Origin of the sequence: Microbacterium sp. NPDC088619 (assembly GCF_044752825.1) — a bacterium.
Classification (GTDB): Bacteria; Actinomycetota; Actinomycetes; order Actinomycetales; family Microbacteriaceae; genus Microbacterium.
The window spans coordinates 2,812,961-2,826,923 of record NZ_JBIVLZ010000001.1 but is presented as its reverse complement, the minus strand read 5'-3'; the positions used below and the strand labels follow the sequence as shown (position 1 = coordinate 2,826,923).

Genomic DNA, 13,963 nt, shown 5'->3' with positions numbered 1-13,963 from the left:
CGACGTATTCAGCCTCGGCGACGGATGCCGAAGCGGTGCTTGCGCGGGTGAATCGGCTCCGGCGTCGAACGGGCGGCCAGGCGCGCCGCTCGACGCTCCGTCCACGCGGCGACCTCGGCATCGATGTCGCGAGGACTCGTCACGACGGGCGGTCCGCCCTGCAGCTGCCGTCGAGCCTCGATGACCCGTCGGTTGAAGTCCTCGAGCACCGCCCGCACGTCGGACTCGCGACCGAGCAGGTCGAGCTGGTCGTCGAGCTCGCGGTCCTCGGTGCGCAGCAGGATGGCCGGCGGGCCGAGTCCCGTGAGGTTCTCCTGCTCGATCTTGCGCCGGATCCACCAGTCCGGGTCGTGGTGAGTGCCGAGACCCTCGAGCGGCTTGCCGGCGCCGGGGAGATCGTCGAAGTCGCCCCGGCGGATCGCCACCTGGATCGCCGTCTCGATGAACGCCGCCCGGTCTGTGGCTGCGGCGATGCCGGGGGCCGTGCCGGATTCGGCGTCGTCCTCACCGTCGCTCTCGCTCTGCTGCCGCGCGCGGTACCTGGCCGCGGCCTCGCGTGGATCCGTCATGATGCACCTCCGTCGCATCCGATTGCTCCAGGGTACGACGGCGTGCGCGGAGCCGGCGATCGCTCTGTCGGCACCAGCCCATAGGCTCGGAGGATGACCGAGCGCACTCTCAACCGTGAGATCCTGCGCCTCGCCGTCCCCGCCCTCGGCGCGCTGATGGCCGAACCCGCGTTCCTCATCGTCGACGCCGCCCTGGTCGGGCATCTCGGCACGACGCCGCTGGCGGGCCTCGGCATCGCGGGAGCAGTGCTGCAGACGATCGTCGGGCTCATGGTCTTCCTCGCCTACTCGACGACCCCGGCTGTCGCGAGGCTGTTCGGAGCCGGCCGGCCCGGCGAGGCCGTCTCGGTCGGCATCAACGGCATGTGGCTGGCGCTGGCGATCGGTGCCGTGCTCGCCGCCGCTGGAGCCGTGGCCTCGCCATGGCTCGTGTCGCTGTTCGGCGCGAGCGACGCCGTGGCCGCCGATGCCAACGCCTATCTGGTCGTCTCGATGTGGGGTCTCCCCGCGATGCTCATCGTGTTCGCCGCGACCGGACTGCTCCGCGGGATGCAGGACACCATGACCCCCCTGTGGATCGCGGGAATCGGATTCGGCGCGAACGCTCTGCTCAACGTGCTGTTCATCTACGGGCTGGGATGGGGCATCGCCGGATCGGCGGCCGGCACGGTCGTCGCCCAGTGGGGCATGGTCGGCGCGTACGTGCTGGTGATCCGGCGCCTCGCGGCGACGCACGACGCGTCGCTGATGGCGCAGCGGGCGGGCATGGGCAGCACCGCGCGTTCGGGCGGCTGGCTGTTCCTGCGCACGGTGAGCCTGCGGGCCGCGCTGCTGGCCACCGTCGCCGTCGCGACGGGAATCGGCACCGACGAGCTCGCCGGCTGGCAGATCGTCTTCACCATCTTCTCGGCGGCGGCGTTCGCACTGGATGCTCTCGCGATCGCGGCCCAGGCGCTGATCGGCAAAGAACTCGGCGCGGGCGACGAACGGCAGGTGCACCGAGTGCTCAGACGCACGGTCGCCTGGGGCGTGTGGTTCGGCGTCGCGGTAGGGGCGCTCATCGCGGCGCTGTCGGGCGTGCTCGGCATCGTGTTCACCGGCGACCCGGCAGTCGCAGCGCTCGTGCAGCCGGCCCTCCTGATCCTCGCGGTCGCCCAGCCGATCGCCGGTGTGGTCTTCGTGCTCGACGGCGTGCTCATGGGGGCGAACGACGCGCGCTACCTCGCGCTCGCGGGCGCGCTCAACCTCCTGCCCTTCCTGCCTGCGCTGTGGATCATCGCCGCGACGGGGGTCGACGGCGCCGCCGGTCTGATCTGGCTCTCGGTCGCGTTCTTCGGCGTCTACCTGCTGGCACGACTCGGCACCCTCGGATGGCGCGTGCGATCAGGGCGCTGGGTCACGGCGGGCGTCTGAGACTGACCTGTCAGGGGACCTGCTAGGGGATCAGGCGTTCTCGAGCTCCGCGATCACGATCTTCTTCATGTGCATGAGCGCCTGGATCTGCTCCGGGCGCTGCTGCAGCAGATCGAGGCCTGCGGGCACGACCTGCCAGCTGACCCCGAACCTGTCCTTGCACCAGCCGCACGCCTCCGACTCCGGCACGGCCGAGAGCGCCTGCCAGTAGTGGTCGATCTCGGCCTGATCCGCACAGCCGATCACGAACGAGATCGACTCGTTGAAGGCGAACTCAGGGCCTCCGTCGAGGCATCCGAACGGCGAGCCGTTCAGCGTGAAGTCGCCGTTGAGCACCTTGCCGCTCATGCCCTCGAAATGTCGATCGAGCGATTCGTCGGGGTAGAGCACCACCTGGTCGATCGACGAGTTCGGGAACACCGAGACGTAGTACTCCATCGCCTCCTGCGCACGACCGTCGAACCAGAGGAACGGGCGGATGGGACTGAGCTCTGCCATGGCGACCTCCTCAGATCGGCACTCACGCTACGCCCGAGCAGGCGCCGTGTCGAGAGGGTTCGCGCACGCCGTCAGCCCGCGTATCTCCGGCACCACTCGTACATGATCACGGCGGCGGCCGCGCTCGCATTGATCGACCGGGTGGAGCCGTACTGCGTGATCTCGATGTGGGCGGATGCTGCGGCGAGCGCGGCATCCGACAGCCCCGGGCCCTCCTGACCGAACAGCAGCACGCAGCGCTGCGGCAGGTCGGCGCGGTCGACCGGCACCGCGCCGTCGACGTTGTCGACCGCGATGATCGGCAACCCCTCCGCCGCGGCCCAGGCGGTGAAGGTCTCGACGTCTTCGTGGTGCACGACGTGCTGATAGCGGTCGGTGACCATCGCACCCCGCTTGTTCCAGCGGCGCCGTCCGATGATGTGCACGGTGTCGGCGAGGAACGCGTTCGCGCTGCGCACGATAGACCCGATGTTCATGTCGTGCTGCCAGTTCTCGATGGCGACGTGGAACGGATGCCGCCTGGTGTCGAGGTCGGCGACGATCGCGTCCATCCGCCAGTAGCGGTAGCGATCGATCACGTTGCGCGTGTCGCCGACGGCCAGCAGCTCAGGGTCGTAACGCTCGTCCGCGGGCCATTCCGCCTCACCTCCGGGCCACGGCCCTACTCCGTAGCCGGGCTGCGCCGACGATCCGCCTGTCTCCGCTGCATCCGCGGGCGCCTGCTCTTCCATTCCGCCAGGCTATCCGCCGCGCACCGCACAACATATTTAGGTGTGCCGAAAAATCCGCTACGATTTCGGTATGCCTAAAAATCCCACCCTCGAGACGTCGGCGTCTGGCGCTCGCGCCACCGCGCCCCGCAGCCTCTGGCTTCTCGGACCCGCGCTGGTGGCCGGAGTCGCCTACCTCGATCCGGGCAACGTCGCGAGCAACATGACCGCAGGCGCCCAGTACGGATACCTGCTGGTGTGGGTCGTGGTCGCCGGCAACATCATGGCGTGGCTGATCCAATACCTCTCCGCCAAGCTCGGAGTCGTCACCGGACAGAGCCTCCCCGAAGTGCTGGGAACACGACTGAAGAACCCCTGGGCCCGACGCGCCTACTGGCTGCAGGCCGAGCTCGTCGCCATGGCGACCGATCTGGCGGAGGTCATCGGCGGAGCGGTGGCGCTCTACCTGCTGTTCGACATACCGCTGCTGCTCGGAGGGATCATCACCGGCGCCGTGTCGATGATCCTGCTGGCAGTGCAGAGTCGCCGCGGCCCCCGCCCCTTCGAGTTCGTGATCATCGCGCTCATGGCGATCATCACCGTGGGCTTCATCGCCGGCCTGTTCGTCGCTCCCCCAGACGCAGGGAGCATCGTCGGCGGCCTCGTCCCCCGCTTCGAAGGAACCGGGTCGGTGCTGCTCGCCGCATCCATCCTCGGGGCCACGATCATGCCCCATGCGATCTACGCGCACTCGTCGCTCACCCGAGACCGCTTCGGCTCGACGACGACCGATGCGCCGGCCGAGGCCGTGCGCACGGAGACCTCGCGCATCCGTCGCCTGCTCACCGCGACCCGCTGGGACGTCTCGATCGCGATGGTGATCGCGGGCACGGTGAACCTCGGCATCCTGCTGCTCGCGGCCGCCAACCTGGCCGGTGTCGAGGGCACCGACTCGCTCGAAGGAGCGCACGCCGCACTCGCCGCCGGGCTCGGCCCTGTCGTCGCGACGTTCTTCGCGGTCGGGCTGCTGGCCTCGGGACTCGCCTCGACCTCGGTGGGCGCGTATGCCGGAGCCGAGATCATGCACGGACTGCTGCACGTGCGCATCCCGTTGCTCGCGCGACGACTGGTGACCTTGATCCCCGCACTCGTGATCCTCGGCATCGGCTTCGATCCCACGCTGGCGCTCGTGCTCAGCCAGGTCGTGCTCTCGTTCGGCATCCCGTTCGCCCTGATCCCACTCATCGCGCTCACGGCTCAGCGCCGCACGCTCGGCGTCTGGGCGAACCGGGCATGGACGACGGCGGCCGGCATCATCGCGTCCGTCCTGCTCATCGCTCTCAACGGCGCCCTGCTCTGGCTGGTGCTGACCGGCGCCTGAAGCGGCAGCCCGTCGGACAGACACGCACCCGGGCACAGAACCGCCCCGAGCCGGCACGGGAAGAGTCGGCTCGGGGCGGCGTCCTGTCACCGCGCGGTCAACGAGAGCGGAGGGTCTCCGTCCACTGCGAGGTCGCGCCGTCGGCGATACGGTAGCCGGCATCCGGCACCGCGACCACGGTCACCACTCCGGTGACGCGCACCTTTCCGTTGCGCGCCTCGACCTTCTCGCCGTTCACGTAGTACGTGATGCCTTTCACGTTCGTCGGCACCTTCACCTCGTCGCGAGACGTGCCCGGCTTGTCGGTGAAGGTCGGCGCCTTCGGCGTCGTCGGGGCGGTCAGCACCGGCACTTTCGACCAGTCGACATCGCTCGCGAGGTAGAACGAGGTGTACGCCGGCTGGTTGTAGGTCGTCTGCTGACGCGCAGTCTCAGCCCGGTACTGCACATCGTGCATGAGGGTCGTGAGCTTGTGCGCGGTGGGTTCGGTCGTGGTGAAGAATCGCAGCGCGCTCGAATCCGCCGTGCGCACCAGCAGCTCCTCGCGCCAGTCGCCCAGCACGTCGGCGACGAGCGACGGGTTGCCCTTCGTGCCGTTGTTGGTGAGCGTCCCGGTCGCGGTGAGCACCGGTCCTCGGGCCCAGTCGTCGATGGTCGGCGTCTGGTCGCCGCTGCCGTTGACCAGCTGCGTCGTCAGGTCACCCGCCCAGCGGATCGACATGTTCGTTCCTGGCGTCTCCGCCTGCAGCACCTCGCCGGTCGCGCTGAGCAGACCGCTGCCCTCGGTGCCGCCGGGCATGCTCGACCACACCTCGATCCCCGGCACGTCTGGACGCACGTCGCCGATCATCGCCCGGCCCGTGTCGCGACCGGAGTATGCACCGAACAGCGACTCTCCCGTCGCGGCGTCGCGCATCACCGACCCGTAGGGCGCATAGGTGCCGCCCTCGTGCGCCGTCCAGATCTCCACACCGGGGCGACCCGGATCGATGTCGGTCACGTGCATCGCGTCTCCGTGCCCGAGTCGCACAGTCGCGCCGGGGTCGGCACTGCCCTCCGGCAGCACGTCGAACGAGCTGTAGAGCAGGCTGCCGTCGTCGTCGATCGTCGCCGATCCGTAGACCAGCTCCTGCCTGCCGTCGCCGTCGACGTCGGCGAAGCTCAGCGAGTGATCGCCCTGCGTCGTGATGGTGCCGAACTCGGGATCGGTACCGTCGCGGCCGTGCGGGGAGTCGTTGAACGGGTTCGACAGGGGCACGTGACCGCTGTCGATATCCCAGCGAGCCTTGAGTCGCTTGCCGTCCCAGTCGAAGGCGGCGACAGTCGTGCGCGTGTAGTACCCGCGGGCGAACACCGCAGACGGATGCTCTCCGTCGAGGTACCCGACACCGGAGAGGAAGCGGTCGACACGGTTGCCCGGTTCGATGCGCGACATCGCGTAGTCGCCCCACAGCAGACCGTCGTCGCCGCGCTCGGTCGGATACGGGATCGTCTGCAGCTCCTTGCCCGTCGCGCTGTCGAAGACCGTGAGGTACTCGGGCCCGTCGATGATGAAGCCCTCGAACTCGCGCAGCAGGTTGCGCGCGCTGCGGCTCGGCGCATACACGTCGATGAAGGTGGTCGCGAGCTCCTGAGCCGCCTCCTGCGACAGCGGGTACTCGTGCGAGACCGGCATGCCCCACGCTTCTTCGAGAGTCGCCGGCCACTGACCCGACACGACCTCCTCGCGGTCGCTCCAGCCGAGGAACATGTCGATCAGGTGCGCCTCGTAGTCGGCGGCGCTGAGGCGATAGTCGTCATCATTCGAGTAGCCGGCCTTGCGGTCGGCCTTGGGCAGGGTGATGTACGACTCGCTCGCGACGGTGCCGTCGGCGGAGTACTGCACGGACTTGGTCCCGGGGGCCGTCTTCAGCATGGTCTCGGACCGACCGTCCCCGTCGAAGTCGTAGACGAGGAACTGCGTGTAGTGCGCTCCGGCACGGATGTTCACGCCGAGATCGAGACGGTTCAGCAGGGTGCCGTCGAGCTCGTAGGTGTCGAGGTAGACGGGGCCGGTGTAGCCGCGCTGCGAGACGTCCTTCGAGTTCGAGGGGTCCCATTTCACGACGTACTCGTATTGCCCGTCACCGTCGACGTCGCCGACCGACACGTCGTTGGCCGAGTAGGTGTAGGCCTCGCCCTTCGGCGTGACGCCGTCTGCCGGCTTCTGCAGCGGAAGGTCGTGGTGGCCCTCGGACCACGCGGTGACGGGTGCCGAGGCGGACGCCGTCAGCTCGACGCCGTTCACCACCGGCACCACGGAGTACTGCGACGTGGCCGTGCCGTCGGCATCCGCGTAGTTCGTGCTGTCGGTGACCGTGGCGAGCTTCGTGCCGTCGCGATAGACCGCGAAGTCGGTGCCGGCGAGCCCGGTGTCGGTCGCCCCGCTCACCTCGGTGGCGAGGAGTCTCCAGCTGAGGAAGACCCCGTCGGCAGTCGACACGGCGACGAGACCGCGGTCGAGCGCCTCGAGCTGAGGCGTCTTCGGACCGGAATCATGGCGACCGGTCGCAGGTGCCGCGAGTGAGGCTGCGGTCGCCGTCTGCGCGCCTCCCACGAGGAGACAGCCGGCGGCGGCCACCGCCACGACGGCGCGGAACGATTGGTGTCGGATATTCATCGTCGAAATCCTTCTCTGGGCGTGAAGCCCGCTCGGATAGCGTTTTCCCGTGCCCGGTCGAAGCTACCCGCAGAGCTCGTCCCCCGTCAAGGAATCCCGCCCGATTGACACGATTCACAGCGTGCATGGCGGACTCTCCGGACGGTTAGGCTCGAAGGATGTCTGCCGAAACCGCGCGCCGCAACGTCCGCATCCTCACCTGGATCGGCATCGCGACCGGTGTGATCGGCGGGCTCCTCGTAGCGTTCCCCACGGTGCTGCCCTTCGGCGGCCCCTGGGTGCAGCTCGCCCTCGGCATCGCGACCCTCGTGCTGGCCTTCCGCGCGCGCAAGATCGGCATCGCCGAGATCGAAGGGTTCGACGGTCGTCTCTCGCTCTTCGCCGCGCTGCTCGGCTTCCTGATCATCTTCTTCGCAGGGCAGGTCGCTTTCGGCATCCTCGTCGACGTGGCCAACCCCTGAACACGACCACTCCCCTGATCTAGGCTGAACCCGTGGCATCCCCTGCAGCAGACGACTACCTGAAGACCGTCTACGCGCACACCGAATGGCAGGACGCTCCGATCACCCCCTCGGTGCTCGCGGCGAAGCTCGGCATCGCCCCCTCATCGGTGACCGAGATGGTCAAGAAGCTGGCCGCCGCCGGGCTCGTCTCGCACGTGCCCTACGGCGCGGTGCGACTGACGGATGCCGGCACGCAGCGCGCCCTGGCGATGGTGCGTCGCCACCGCCTGATCGAGACCTGGCTCGTGCAGGAGTTCGACTACGGGTGGGACGAGGTGCATGACGAGGCCGAGGTGCTCGAGCACACGATCAGCGATCGCCTGCTCGAGGGCATCGACGCGCGCCTCGGGCGGCCGCGGTTCGACCCGCACGGCGACGCGATCCCCGATGCAGCGGGCGTCGTCGAGCGTGAGCCCTTCGTTCTCCTCGCTGATGCGCCCGCCGGCCACACCGGACGCGTGCTGCGCGTCGACGACCGGGACCCCGAGCTGCTCAGAGCTCTCGAGGCGGCGGGCGTCGCCGTCGCGGCGAACATCACGACCACGCCCTCGGGCATCGAGCTCGAGGGAACCGAGACCGAGCTGCCCGACGGCGCCGCACAGGTCGTCTGGCTCAGCGCCTGAGAACCTCGTCAGATCCTGACACCTGCCCGTAACCGCCGCCGCATAGGCTGTGCACATGGCACATCGCGACAACATCGAATGCTGGCTGACCGACATGGACGGCGTTCTCGTGCACGAGAACGACGCCATCCCGGGAGCATCCGAGCTGCTCGCGGGGTGGGAGCAGAACGACATCCCCTACCTGGTGCTGACGAACAACTCGATCTTCACGGCGCGTGACCTGTCGGCCCGCCTCCGCGCAAGCGGGCTCATCGTGCCCGAGGAGCGGATCTGGACCTCGGCGCTCGCGACGGCCGACTTCCTCGCCCAGCAGCTGCCCGGTGGTTCGGCGTTCGTGATCGGCGAGGCGGGCATCCTCACCGCCCTGCACGAGGCCGGCTTCATCATGACCGAGACGAACCCCGACTTCGTGGTCGTCGGCGAGACGCGCAACTACTCGTTCGAAGCGATCACCAAGGCGATCCGGCTCATCATCAAGGGTGCGCGCTTCATCGTCACGAACCCCGACGCGACCGGACCGTCGGCCGACGGCGTGATGCCGGCGACGGGCGCGATCGCCGCCCTGATCACCAAGGCCACGGGCAAGGAGCCGTACGTCGTCGGCAAGCCGAACCCGATGATGTTCCGCTCGGCGCTCAACAAGATCGGCGCGCACTCGAAGAAGACCGGAATGATCGGCGACCGCATGGACACCGACATCATCGCCGGCATCGAGGCGGGGCTGCACACCGTGCTCGTCATGACGGGCATCAGCGACGAGGCCGAGGTCGAGAAGTACCCGTTCCGCCCCGACGAGATCGTCGACTCGGTCGCCGATCTGCTGCCGACGGTCACCGAGTCGATCCCGACGCTCGACGAAGACTGACATGGGCGCGCTCGACGAAGGAGAGCGGGTCGTCGCAGCGGATGCAGCCGCCTGGCGCGCCTGGCTCGAGGAGCACCACGAGCGCACCTCCGGTGTCTGGCTTCTGAGTGTGCGGGGCAGCCGAGCGGGCGGCGTCGGCTACGACGATGCCGTACGTCAGGCGCTGTGCTTCGGCTGGATCGACGGCCCCGTACGCACCTTCGACGACGCGACGGTCGGCCAGTGGTTCTCTCCCCGTCGGCGCGGCAGCGGGTGGGCGGCGACGAACAAGGCCCGACTGATCGACCTCGAGGCCGCCGGCATGCTCGCACCCGCCGGGATGCGCGTGCTCGAGTCCGCGAAGGCCGACGGGTCGTGGACGCTGCTCGACGGCCCCGAGGCGGGGATCGAGCCGCCGGAGCTGACCGAAGCGCTGGATGCGGTTCCGGCCGCACGAGCGCACTGGGACGCTTTCCCGAAGTCGGTCAAGAAGTTCGGCCTGACGCATATCGCCATGGCCAAGCGTGCAGAGACGCGATCCGCCCGGATCGCGAAGATCGTGGCGGATGCCACCGAGGGGAAGCGCCCATGAACCAGTCCGACCTGCTGTTCCTGGTCATCTTCCTGATCCTCCTCAGCACCCTCACCGTGTTCATCGTGCAGTTCGTCCGCTCACGCCGCCGGGGCGGCGAGGGCGACGGTCGCGCCGGCTGGTGGGAAGGCCCCTGGGACGACGACGACCGCAAGCGCTGACCGGCGCTTCGCACTCGGCTCGGATCAGCGCAGCGTCAGGGTGCGCACGCGCTCGACGGGGTCGGGCATCCGCAGCGGCCCGGCACCCGGCGTGATCGTGCCGAGGATGCGGGGCTCGCGAGCTCCGGTTCCGCCCGGCGTCACTCCGGCCACACCGTGCATGGTGCACCACCCGATCAGAGCGAACAGGATCGCCTCTTTGCTGTCGACGGGGGCACCGAGCTCATCGGCGAGCACGACCTCGATGTCAGGGAGCGCATCACGCAGACCCTGCATGATCAGCGGGTTGTGGCATCCGCCACCCGAGACGGCAAGGAAGCGGATGCCGGCGGCACGCACGTCCCCGGCCACCGTGCGCACGGTGAGTTCGGTGAGGGTGCGCACGAGGTCCTCCGCTGCGATGTCGGGCCGCACCCGGTCGACGTGGCCGCGCACATAGTCGAGGTGGAAGTGCTCCTTGCCCGTGCTCTTCGGGGCGGCCAGTGCGTAATACGGATCGGCGAGGAGCGCGGTCAGCAGTGCCGCATCGACGGTCCCGGTGCGGGCGATCGCAGCATCCGCGTCGTACCCGCGCTCGTTCAGCTCCTCCGCGACGACGACAGCGTCGACCAGCGCGTTCGCCGGGCCGATGTCGTACGCCGAGAGGCCGTCGGGGCCCACGACGGTCATGTTCGCGATGCCGCCGAGGTTGACGGCCGCCGAGACTCCCGCCCGGCCGCGCAGCAGCAGTTCGTCGAGGAAGGACACGAGCGGAGCGCCGTGGCCGCCGGCAGTGATGTCGCGGATGCGGACGTCAGAGACGACCGGCGCGCCCACCCGCTCGGCGATCCATGCCGGCTGTCCGATCTGCAGCGTGCCGAGCGCGTGGCCATCGGCGACCCAGTGGAAGACGGTCTGGCCGTGCGTGCACACGGCATCCACTCCCCCGACCGCGTCGGATGCTGCGGCGGCGACCTCGGCGAAGGCCTGCCCGATCAGAGTGTCGAGCTCGCAGACCTCGGCGAGGGTCGTGGGCGCCGGCGGCAGCGCCGCGACGAGCCGGGCCCGCAGTGCGGGAGCGTAAGGAACGCTGTCCTCGTGCAGGACGGTGCCCTGCAGGTCTCCGTCCTTCTCGACGAAGTCCACGACCGTGACGTCGATGCCGTCGTGTGAGGTGCCCGAGAGCAGTCCGAGTACGCGCATGCGTGTTCCTTCCGTCGCCTGCTACGAGCGTAGGGCCGATTTGTTAGGGAGGCGAACGGAACGAGGGTGCTCTTCTGCACGATCACCTTCTGCAACGCGTTTTACACGCCGGCCGGTGAAGCGCGTGCATGCCGACAGCCCCCTCCGACGGCTACGTAGCATTCTGCGAGACCCCACCCTCCACCCGCAGAATGGGAGCATGTTCGTGTCCGCAGAGATCATCGCGATCGTCCTCAGTGCAGTGGGACTCCTTCTGACCCTGGGCGGCACCATGGTCGCGGGCTTCGCCTGGTGCGTCCGCAGATCCGACCGCGTCGAGGAGAGACTCGGCGCTCGCATCGACGGAGTCGAGGAGAGACTCGGCGCCCGTATCGATGCGGTCGCCGCCGACACGACCGAACTCAAGATCGCGATGGCCCGCATCGAAGGGCCGCAGCGCCACCTGATCGTTGCGGCCCGCTGACCTGGTCCGCGCCGGCGACTCAGCGTAAGACGAGCGCCGCGGCGCCGATGAGCGGCCCCTCGTCGCCGAGGCCCGAGCGCACAACCCGTGTGCGGCGGGAGTACTCGTGCGCGGCGCTCGCGGTGAGCGCCTGCTGCACGAGGTCGATGTAGTCCGTAGACACGCGCGAGAATCCGCCGCCGATCGCGACCATGTCGAGGTCGACCAGGGTCGCCGCGTCAGCGAGAGCCTCGCCGACGGCCTTCGCCGAGCGCTCGATCGCGGCACGGGCGATGGTGTCGCCCGCGGCGGCATCCCGCGCCAGGTCCTCGCCGGTCGCGCCCGTCCAGCCCTGTGTCTGCGCCCACGCGGCGCTCGCGGGTCCGGAGGCGATCTCCTCGAGGGTGAGCCCGCCTTCGCGACGCACCTGTCCGAGATGCCCGGCGTTGCCGGTGGCGCCGGGGATGTACGCGCCGTTGACGACGAACCCTCCCCCGACACCCGTCGAGACGACGATCGACAGGGAGGAACGGGCATCCTTGGTGGCACCGAGCCAGGACTCGGCGAGCGCGAGCGCACCTCCGTCGTGGCCGAAGACAGTGGGCAGCGCGCGTCCGAGGATTCCGGAGGCGGTGGAGCGCACCGCCTCCGCGAGACCGTACCCGCGGGCTGCAGGCATGTTCACGGGGAGGATCTGTCCGACGTTCCGGTCGATCGGACCAGCACTGCCGATGCCGGCGCCGATGAGTTCGGCGTCGTCGGGGAGCCGGGAGAGAGCGTGGGCGATCACGGTCGCGATCGCCTCGTCGAGGGACGCGGGAGTGGCGTCGCGGCCCGTCGCCCGGCGGCTGCGGCTTCCCCGCGCGAGCATGCCGTCATCGCCGACGAGCGCGGCCTCCATCTTGGTGCCGCCGACGTCGACGGCCAGGGCGTAGCGGGTCACTGGGGGTCGAGTCCGAGGTCGTCGAGGTCGAAGGCGGCGCGCCATTCGAGGCCCTCGGCTTCGATCGCGGCCTGCGCGCCGGTCTTGCGGTCGACGATCACGGCGACGGCGACGATCTCGGCGCCCTCCTTGCGCAGCGCCTCGACGGCCTTGAGCGCGGACTGACCCGTGGTCGAGGTGTCTTCGAGCACCACGACGCGCTTGCCCTCGACGTCGGCGCCCTCGATCTGGCGGCCCCGGCCGTGGTCCTTCGGCTCCTTGCGCACCACGAAAGCGTCGAGCGGCTTGTCGGCGGCGACCGAGGCGTGCAGCACCGAGTTCGCGATGGGGTCGGCCCCGAGGGTCAGGCCGCCGACCGCGACGACGTCGAGGTCGCCGATCAGGTCGAGCATGATGCGGCCGATCGCGGGAGCCGCGCGGTGGTCGAGGGTGAGCTTGCGCATGTCGACGTAGTACGTCGCCTTCTTGCCGCTCGAGAGGGTGAAGTCTCCGTGGAACACCGCCTCGTCCTTGATCAGGTCGAGGAGGGTCTGGCGGTCTGCGTCGAGTGCGGTCACGGCATCCAGTGTAGGAGGCAAGCCCTAGGCTTGACGCATGCGCTTGGCCACCTGGAACGTCAACTCCATCCGCACCCGTGTCACACGCACCGTCGAGTTCGCCGTCAGAGAAGACATCGACGTGCTGGCGATGCAGGAGATCAAGTGCAAACCCGAGCAGTTCCCGTACGGCCCGTTCGAAGAAGCCGGGTACCACGTCGAGGTGCACGGACTGAATCAGTGGAACGGCGTCGCGATCGCGAGCCGCCTGCCGATCACCGACGTGCGCACGGCGTTCGACGGCATGCCGGGCTTTGCCAAGGGCCATGAGGGACCGGATGCGCCGCTCGAAGCGCGCGCTCTGGGCGTGCTCGTCGACGGCGTGCGGGTGTGGAGCCTGTATGTGCCGAACGGCCGCTCGCTCGACGACCCGCACTACACCTACAAGCTGCACTGGCTCGAGGCTCTCAAGCAGTCGACCGCGGCAGAGCTCGCCGCGAATCCCGATCTGCCGCTCGCTTTGGTCGGCGATTTCAACATCATCCCGTTCGACGCCGACAATGGCGACCCCGACATCGTCGAGGGTGTTTCGACGCACGTCTCGCCGCAGGAGCGCCAGGCCTTCTTCGCGTTCGGCGACGCAGGAGTCACTGACGTCGTGCGCCCGCTGCTTCCCGAGGGCTTCACCTACTGGGACTACCAGCGCCTCAAGTTCCCGCGCAACGAGGGCGTGCGCATCGACTTCATCCTCGGCTCGAAGACGCTGGCGGATGCGGTCACCGGCGCATCGATCCACCGCGACGAGCGCAAGGGCGAGCAGCCCAGCGATCACGTTCCCGTGGTCGTCGAGTTCGACCTCGGCAACGCCGACGAAGACGACGATGACCTGCCGATGATTTTCTCCTGA

General features: G+C 69.0%; 16 protein-coding genes. 9 read left to right on the top strand and 7 right to left on the bottom strand.

Annotation, left to right across the window (positions count from 1 at the left end; translation table 11 throughout):
- Positions 1-8 precede the first annotated feature (8 nt).
- Positions 9-569 carry a DUF1992 domain-containing protein gene (locus ACIP5T_RS13670; RefSeq protein ID WP_400864139.1) on the bottom strand — a complete coding sequence of 187 codons (561 nt, stop codon included), beginning with the start codon at positions 567-569 and terminating at the stop codon, positions 9-11.
- Between the two features lie 93 nt (positions 570-662).
- On the opposite strand from ACIP5T_RS13670, the gene ACIP5T_RS13665 reads away from it, so the two are divergent.
- Positions 663-1,982, top strand: a complete 1,320-nt coding sequence (locus tag ACIP5T_RS13665; RefSeq protein WP_400864137.1) for an MATE family efflux transporter — start codon at positions 663-665, stop codon at positions 1,980-1,982.
- Positions 1,983-2,012: 30 nt separating this feature from the next.
- On the opposite strand, the gene ACIP5T_RS13660 is transcribed toward ACIP5T_RS13665, so the two are convergent.
- On the bottom strand, positions 2,013-2,480 hold the full coding sequence (locus ACIP5T_RS13660; protein WP_400864135.1) for a VOC family protein: 468 nt from the start codon (positions 2,478-2,480) through the stop codon (positions 2,013-2,015).
- 71 nt (positions 2,481-2,551) lie between these two features.
- Positions 2,552-3,211: a TrmH family RNA methyltransferase gene (locus ACIP5T_RS13655; RefSeq protein WP_400864132.1), complete on the bottom strand. Its 660-nt coding sequence runs from the start codon at positions 3,209-3,211 to the stop codon at positions 2,552-2,554.
- A gap of 70 nt (positions 3,212-3,281) precedes the next feature.
- Here ACIP5T_RS13655 and ACIP5T_RS13650 point away from each other — a divergent pair, with 70 nt between their 5' ends.
- Positions 3,282-4,571 carry an Nramp family divalent metal transporter gene (locus ACIP5T_RS13650; RefSeq protein WP_400864129.1) on the top strand — a complete coding sequence of 430 codons (1,290 nt, stop codon included), beginning with the start codon at positions 3,282-3,284 and terminating at the stop codon, positions 4,569-4,571.
- Positions 4,572-4,668: 97 nt separating this feature from the next.
- Here the strand turns inward: ACIP5T_RS13650 and ACIP5T_RS13645 are convergent, their stop codons facing one another.
- Complete coding sequence (locus ACIP5T_RS13645) at positions 4,669-7,230, bottom strand: rhamnogalacturonan lyase (protein ID WP_400864127.1); 2,562 nt, start codon at positions 7,228-7,230, stop codon at positions 4,669-4,671.
- 158 nt (positions 7,231-7,388) lie between these two features.
- Here ACIP5T_RS13645 and ACIP5T_RS13640 point away from each other — a divergent pair, with 158 nt between their 5' ends.
- Genes ACIP5T_RS13640 through ACIP5T_RS13620 form a run of 5 tightly spaced genes read left to right on the top strand, consistent with a single transcriptional unit; the run spans position 7,389 to position 9,953 of the window.
- Positions 7,389-7,691, top strand: coding sequence for a hypothetical protein (locus tag ACIP5T_RS13640; RefSeq protein WP_042541277.1), 303 nt, complete (start codon positions 7,389-7,391; stop codon positions 7,689-7,691).
- Positions 7,692-7,723: 32 nt separating this feature from the next.
- A complete protein-coding gene (locus ACIP5T_RS13635; RefSeq protein WP_400864123.1) occupies positions 7,724-8,356 on the top strand; it encodes a metal-dependent transcriptional regulator in 633 nt (210 codons plus the stop codon).
- A gap of 55 nt (positions 8,357-8,411) precedes the next feature.
- Positions 8,412-9,221 carry an HAD-IIA family hydrolase gene (locus ACIP5T_RS13630; protein ID WP_167948302.1) on the top strand — a complete coding sequence of 270 codons (810 nt, stop codon included), beginning with the start codon at positions 8,412-8,414 and terminating at the stop codon, positions 9,219-9,221.
- A 1-nt stretch (position 9,222) separates the two neighbouring features.
- Positions 9,223-9,792, top strand: coding sequence for a YdeI family protein (locus ACIP5T_RS13625; protein ID WP_400864119.1), 570 nt, complete (start codon positions 9,223-9,225; stop codon positions 9,790-9,792).
- Positions 9,789-9,953: a hypothetical protein gene (locus ACIP5T_RS13620; RefSeq protein WP_400864116.1), complete on the top strand. Its 165-nt coding sequence runs from the start codon at positions 9,789-9,791 to the stop codon at positions 9,951-9,953. Before ACIP5T_RS13625 ends, ACIP5T_RS13620 begins: the two co-directional genes overlap by 4 nt.
- 24 nt (positions 9,954-9,977) lie before the next feature.
- Here the strand turns inward: ACIP5T_RS13620 and ACIP5T_RS13615 are convergent, their stop codons facing one another.
- Positions 9,978-11,135 carry an anhydro-N-acetylmuramic acid kinase gene (locus ACIP5T_RS13615; RefSeq protein WP_400864113.1) on the bottom strand — a complete coding sequence of 386 codons (1,158 nt, stop codon included), beginning with the start codon at positions 11,133-11,135 and terminating at the stop codon, positions 9,978-9,980.
- A gap of 199 nt (positions 11,136-11,334) precedes the next feature.
- On the opposite strand from ACIP5T_RS13615, the gene ACIP5T_RS13610 reads away from it, so the two are divergent.
- On the top strand, positions 11,335-11,598 hold the full coding sequence (locus ACIP5T_RS13610; protein WP_400864111.1) for a hypothetical protein: 264 nt from the start codon (positions 11,335-11,337) through the stop codon (positions 11,596-11,598).
- 19 nt (positions 11,599-11,617) lie between these two features.
- Here the strand turns inward: ACIP5T_RS13610 and ACIP5T_RS13605 are convergent, their stop codons facing one another.
- Together ACIP5T_RS13605 and pyrE are read right to left on the bottom strand one after the other, a co-directional pair.
- Positions 11,618-12,520, bottom strand: coding sequence for an ROK family protein (locus tag ACIP5T_RS13605; protein WP_400864109.1), 903 nt, complete (start codon positions 12,518-12,520; stop codon positions 11,618-11,620).
- Positions 12,517-13,077, bottom strand: a complete 561-nt coding sequence (gene pyrE / locus ACIP5T_RS13600; protein ID WP_400864107.1) for an orotate phosphoribosyltransferase — start codon at positions 13,075-13,077, stop codon at positions 12,517-12,519. Before pyrE ends, ACIP5T_RS13605 begins: the two co-directional genes overlap by 4 nt.
- 37 nt (positions 13,078-13,114) lie before the next feature.
- On the opposite strand from pyrE, the gene ACIP5T_RS13595 reads away from it, so the two are divergent.
- Positions 13,115-13,963, top strand: coding sequence for an exodeoxyribonuclease III (locus tag ACIP5T_RS13595; protein ID WP_400864105.1), 849 nt, complete (start codon positions 13,115-13,117; stop codon positions 13,961-13,963).

What these genes read in the sequence shown, in the direction of transcription:
- ACIP5T_RS13620 (WP_400864116.1), top strand. Translation starts at nt 9,789, where the DNA reads ATGAACCAGTCCGACCTGCTGTTCCTGGTCATCTTCCTGATCCTCCTC.
- ACIP5T_RS13615 (WP_400864113.1), bottom strand. Translation starts at nt 11,135, where the DNA reads ATGCGCGTACTCGGACTGCTCTCGGGCACCTCACACGACGGCATCGAC.
- ACIP5T_RS13665 (WP_400864137.1), top strand. Translation starts at nt 663, where the DNA reads ATGACCGAGCGCACTCTCAACCGTGAGATCCTGCGCCTCGCCGTCCCC.
- ACIP5T_RS13595 (WP_400864105.1), top strand. Translation starts at nt 13,115, where the DNA reads ATGCGCTTGGCCACCTGGAACGTCAACTCCATCCGCACCCGTGTCACA.
- ACIP5T_RS13655 (WP_400864132.1), bottom strand. Translation starts at nt 3,211, where the DNA reads ATGGAAGAGCAGGCGCCCGCGGATGCAGCGGAGACAGGCGGATCGTCG.
- ACIP5T_RS13645 (WP_400864127.1), bottom strand. Translation starts at nt 7,230, where the DNA reads ATGAATATCCGACACCAATCGTTCCGCGCCGTCGTGGCGGTGGCCGCC.
- ACIP5T_RS13630 (WP_167948302.1), top strand. Translation starts at nt 8,412, where the DNA reads ATGGCACATCGCGACAACATCGAATGCTGGCTGACCGACATGGACGGC.
- ACIP5T_RS13650 (WP_400864129.1), top strand. Translation starts at nt 3,282, where the DNA reads ATGCCTAAAAATCCCACCCTCGAGACGTCGGCGTCTGGCGCTCGCGCC.
- ACIP5T_RS13640 (WP_042541277.1), top strand. Translation starts at nt 7,389, where the DNA reads ATGTCTGCCGAAACCGCGCGCCGCAACGTCCGCATCCTCACCTGGATC.
- ACIP5T_RS13670 (WP_400864139.1), bottom strand. Translation starts at nt 569, where the DNA reads ATGACGGATCCACGCGAGGCCGCGGCCAGGTACCGCGCGCGGCAGCAG.
- ACIP5T_RS13610 (WP_400864111.1), top strand. Translation starts at nt 11,335, where the DNA reads ATGTTCGTGTCCGCAGAGATCATCGCGATCGTCCTCAGTGCAGTGGGA.
- ACIP5T_RS13625 (WP_400864119.1), top strand. Translation starts at nt 9,223, where the DNA reads ATGGGCGCGCTCGACGAAGGAGAGCGGGTCGTCGCAGCGGATGCAGCC.
- ACIP5T_RS13660 (WP_400864135.1), bottom strand. Translation starts at nt 2,480, where the DNA reads ATGGCAGAGCTCAGTCCCATCCGCCCGTTCCTCTGGTTCGACGGTCGT.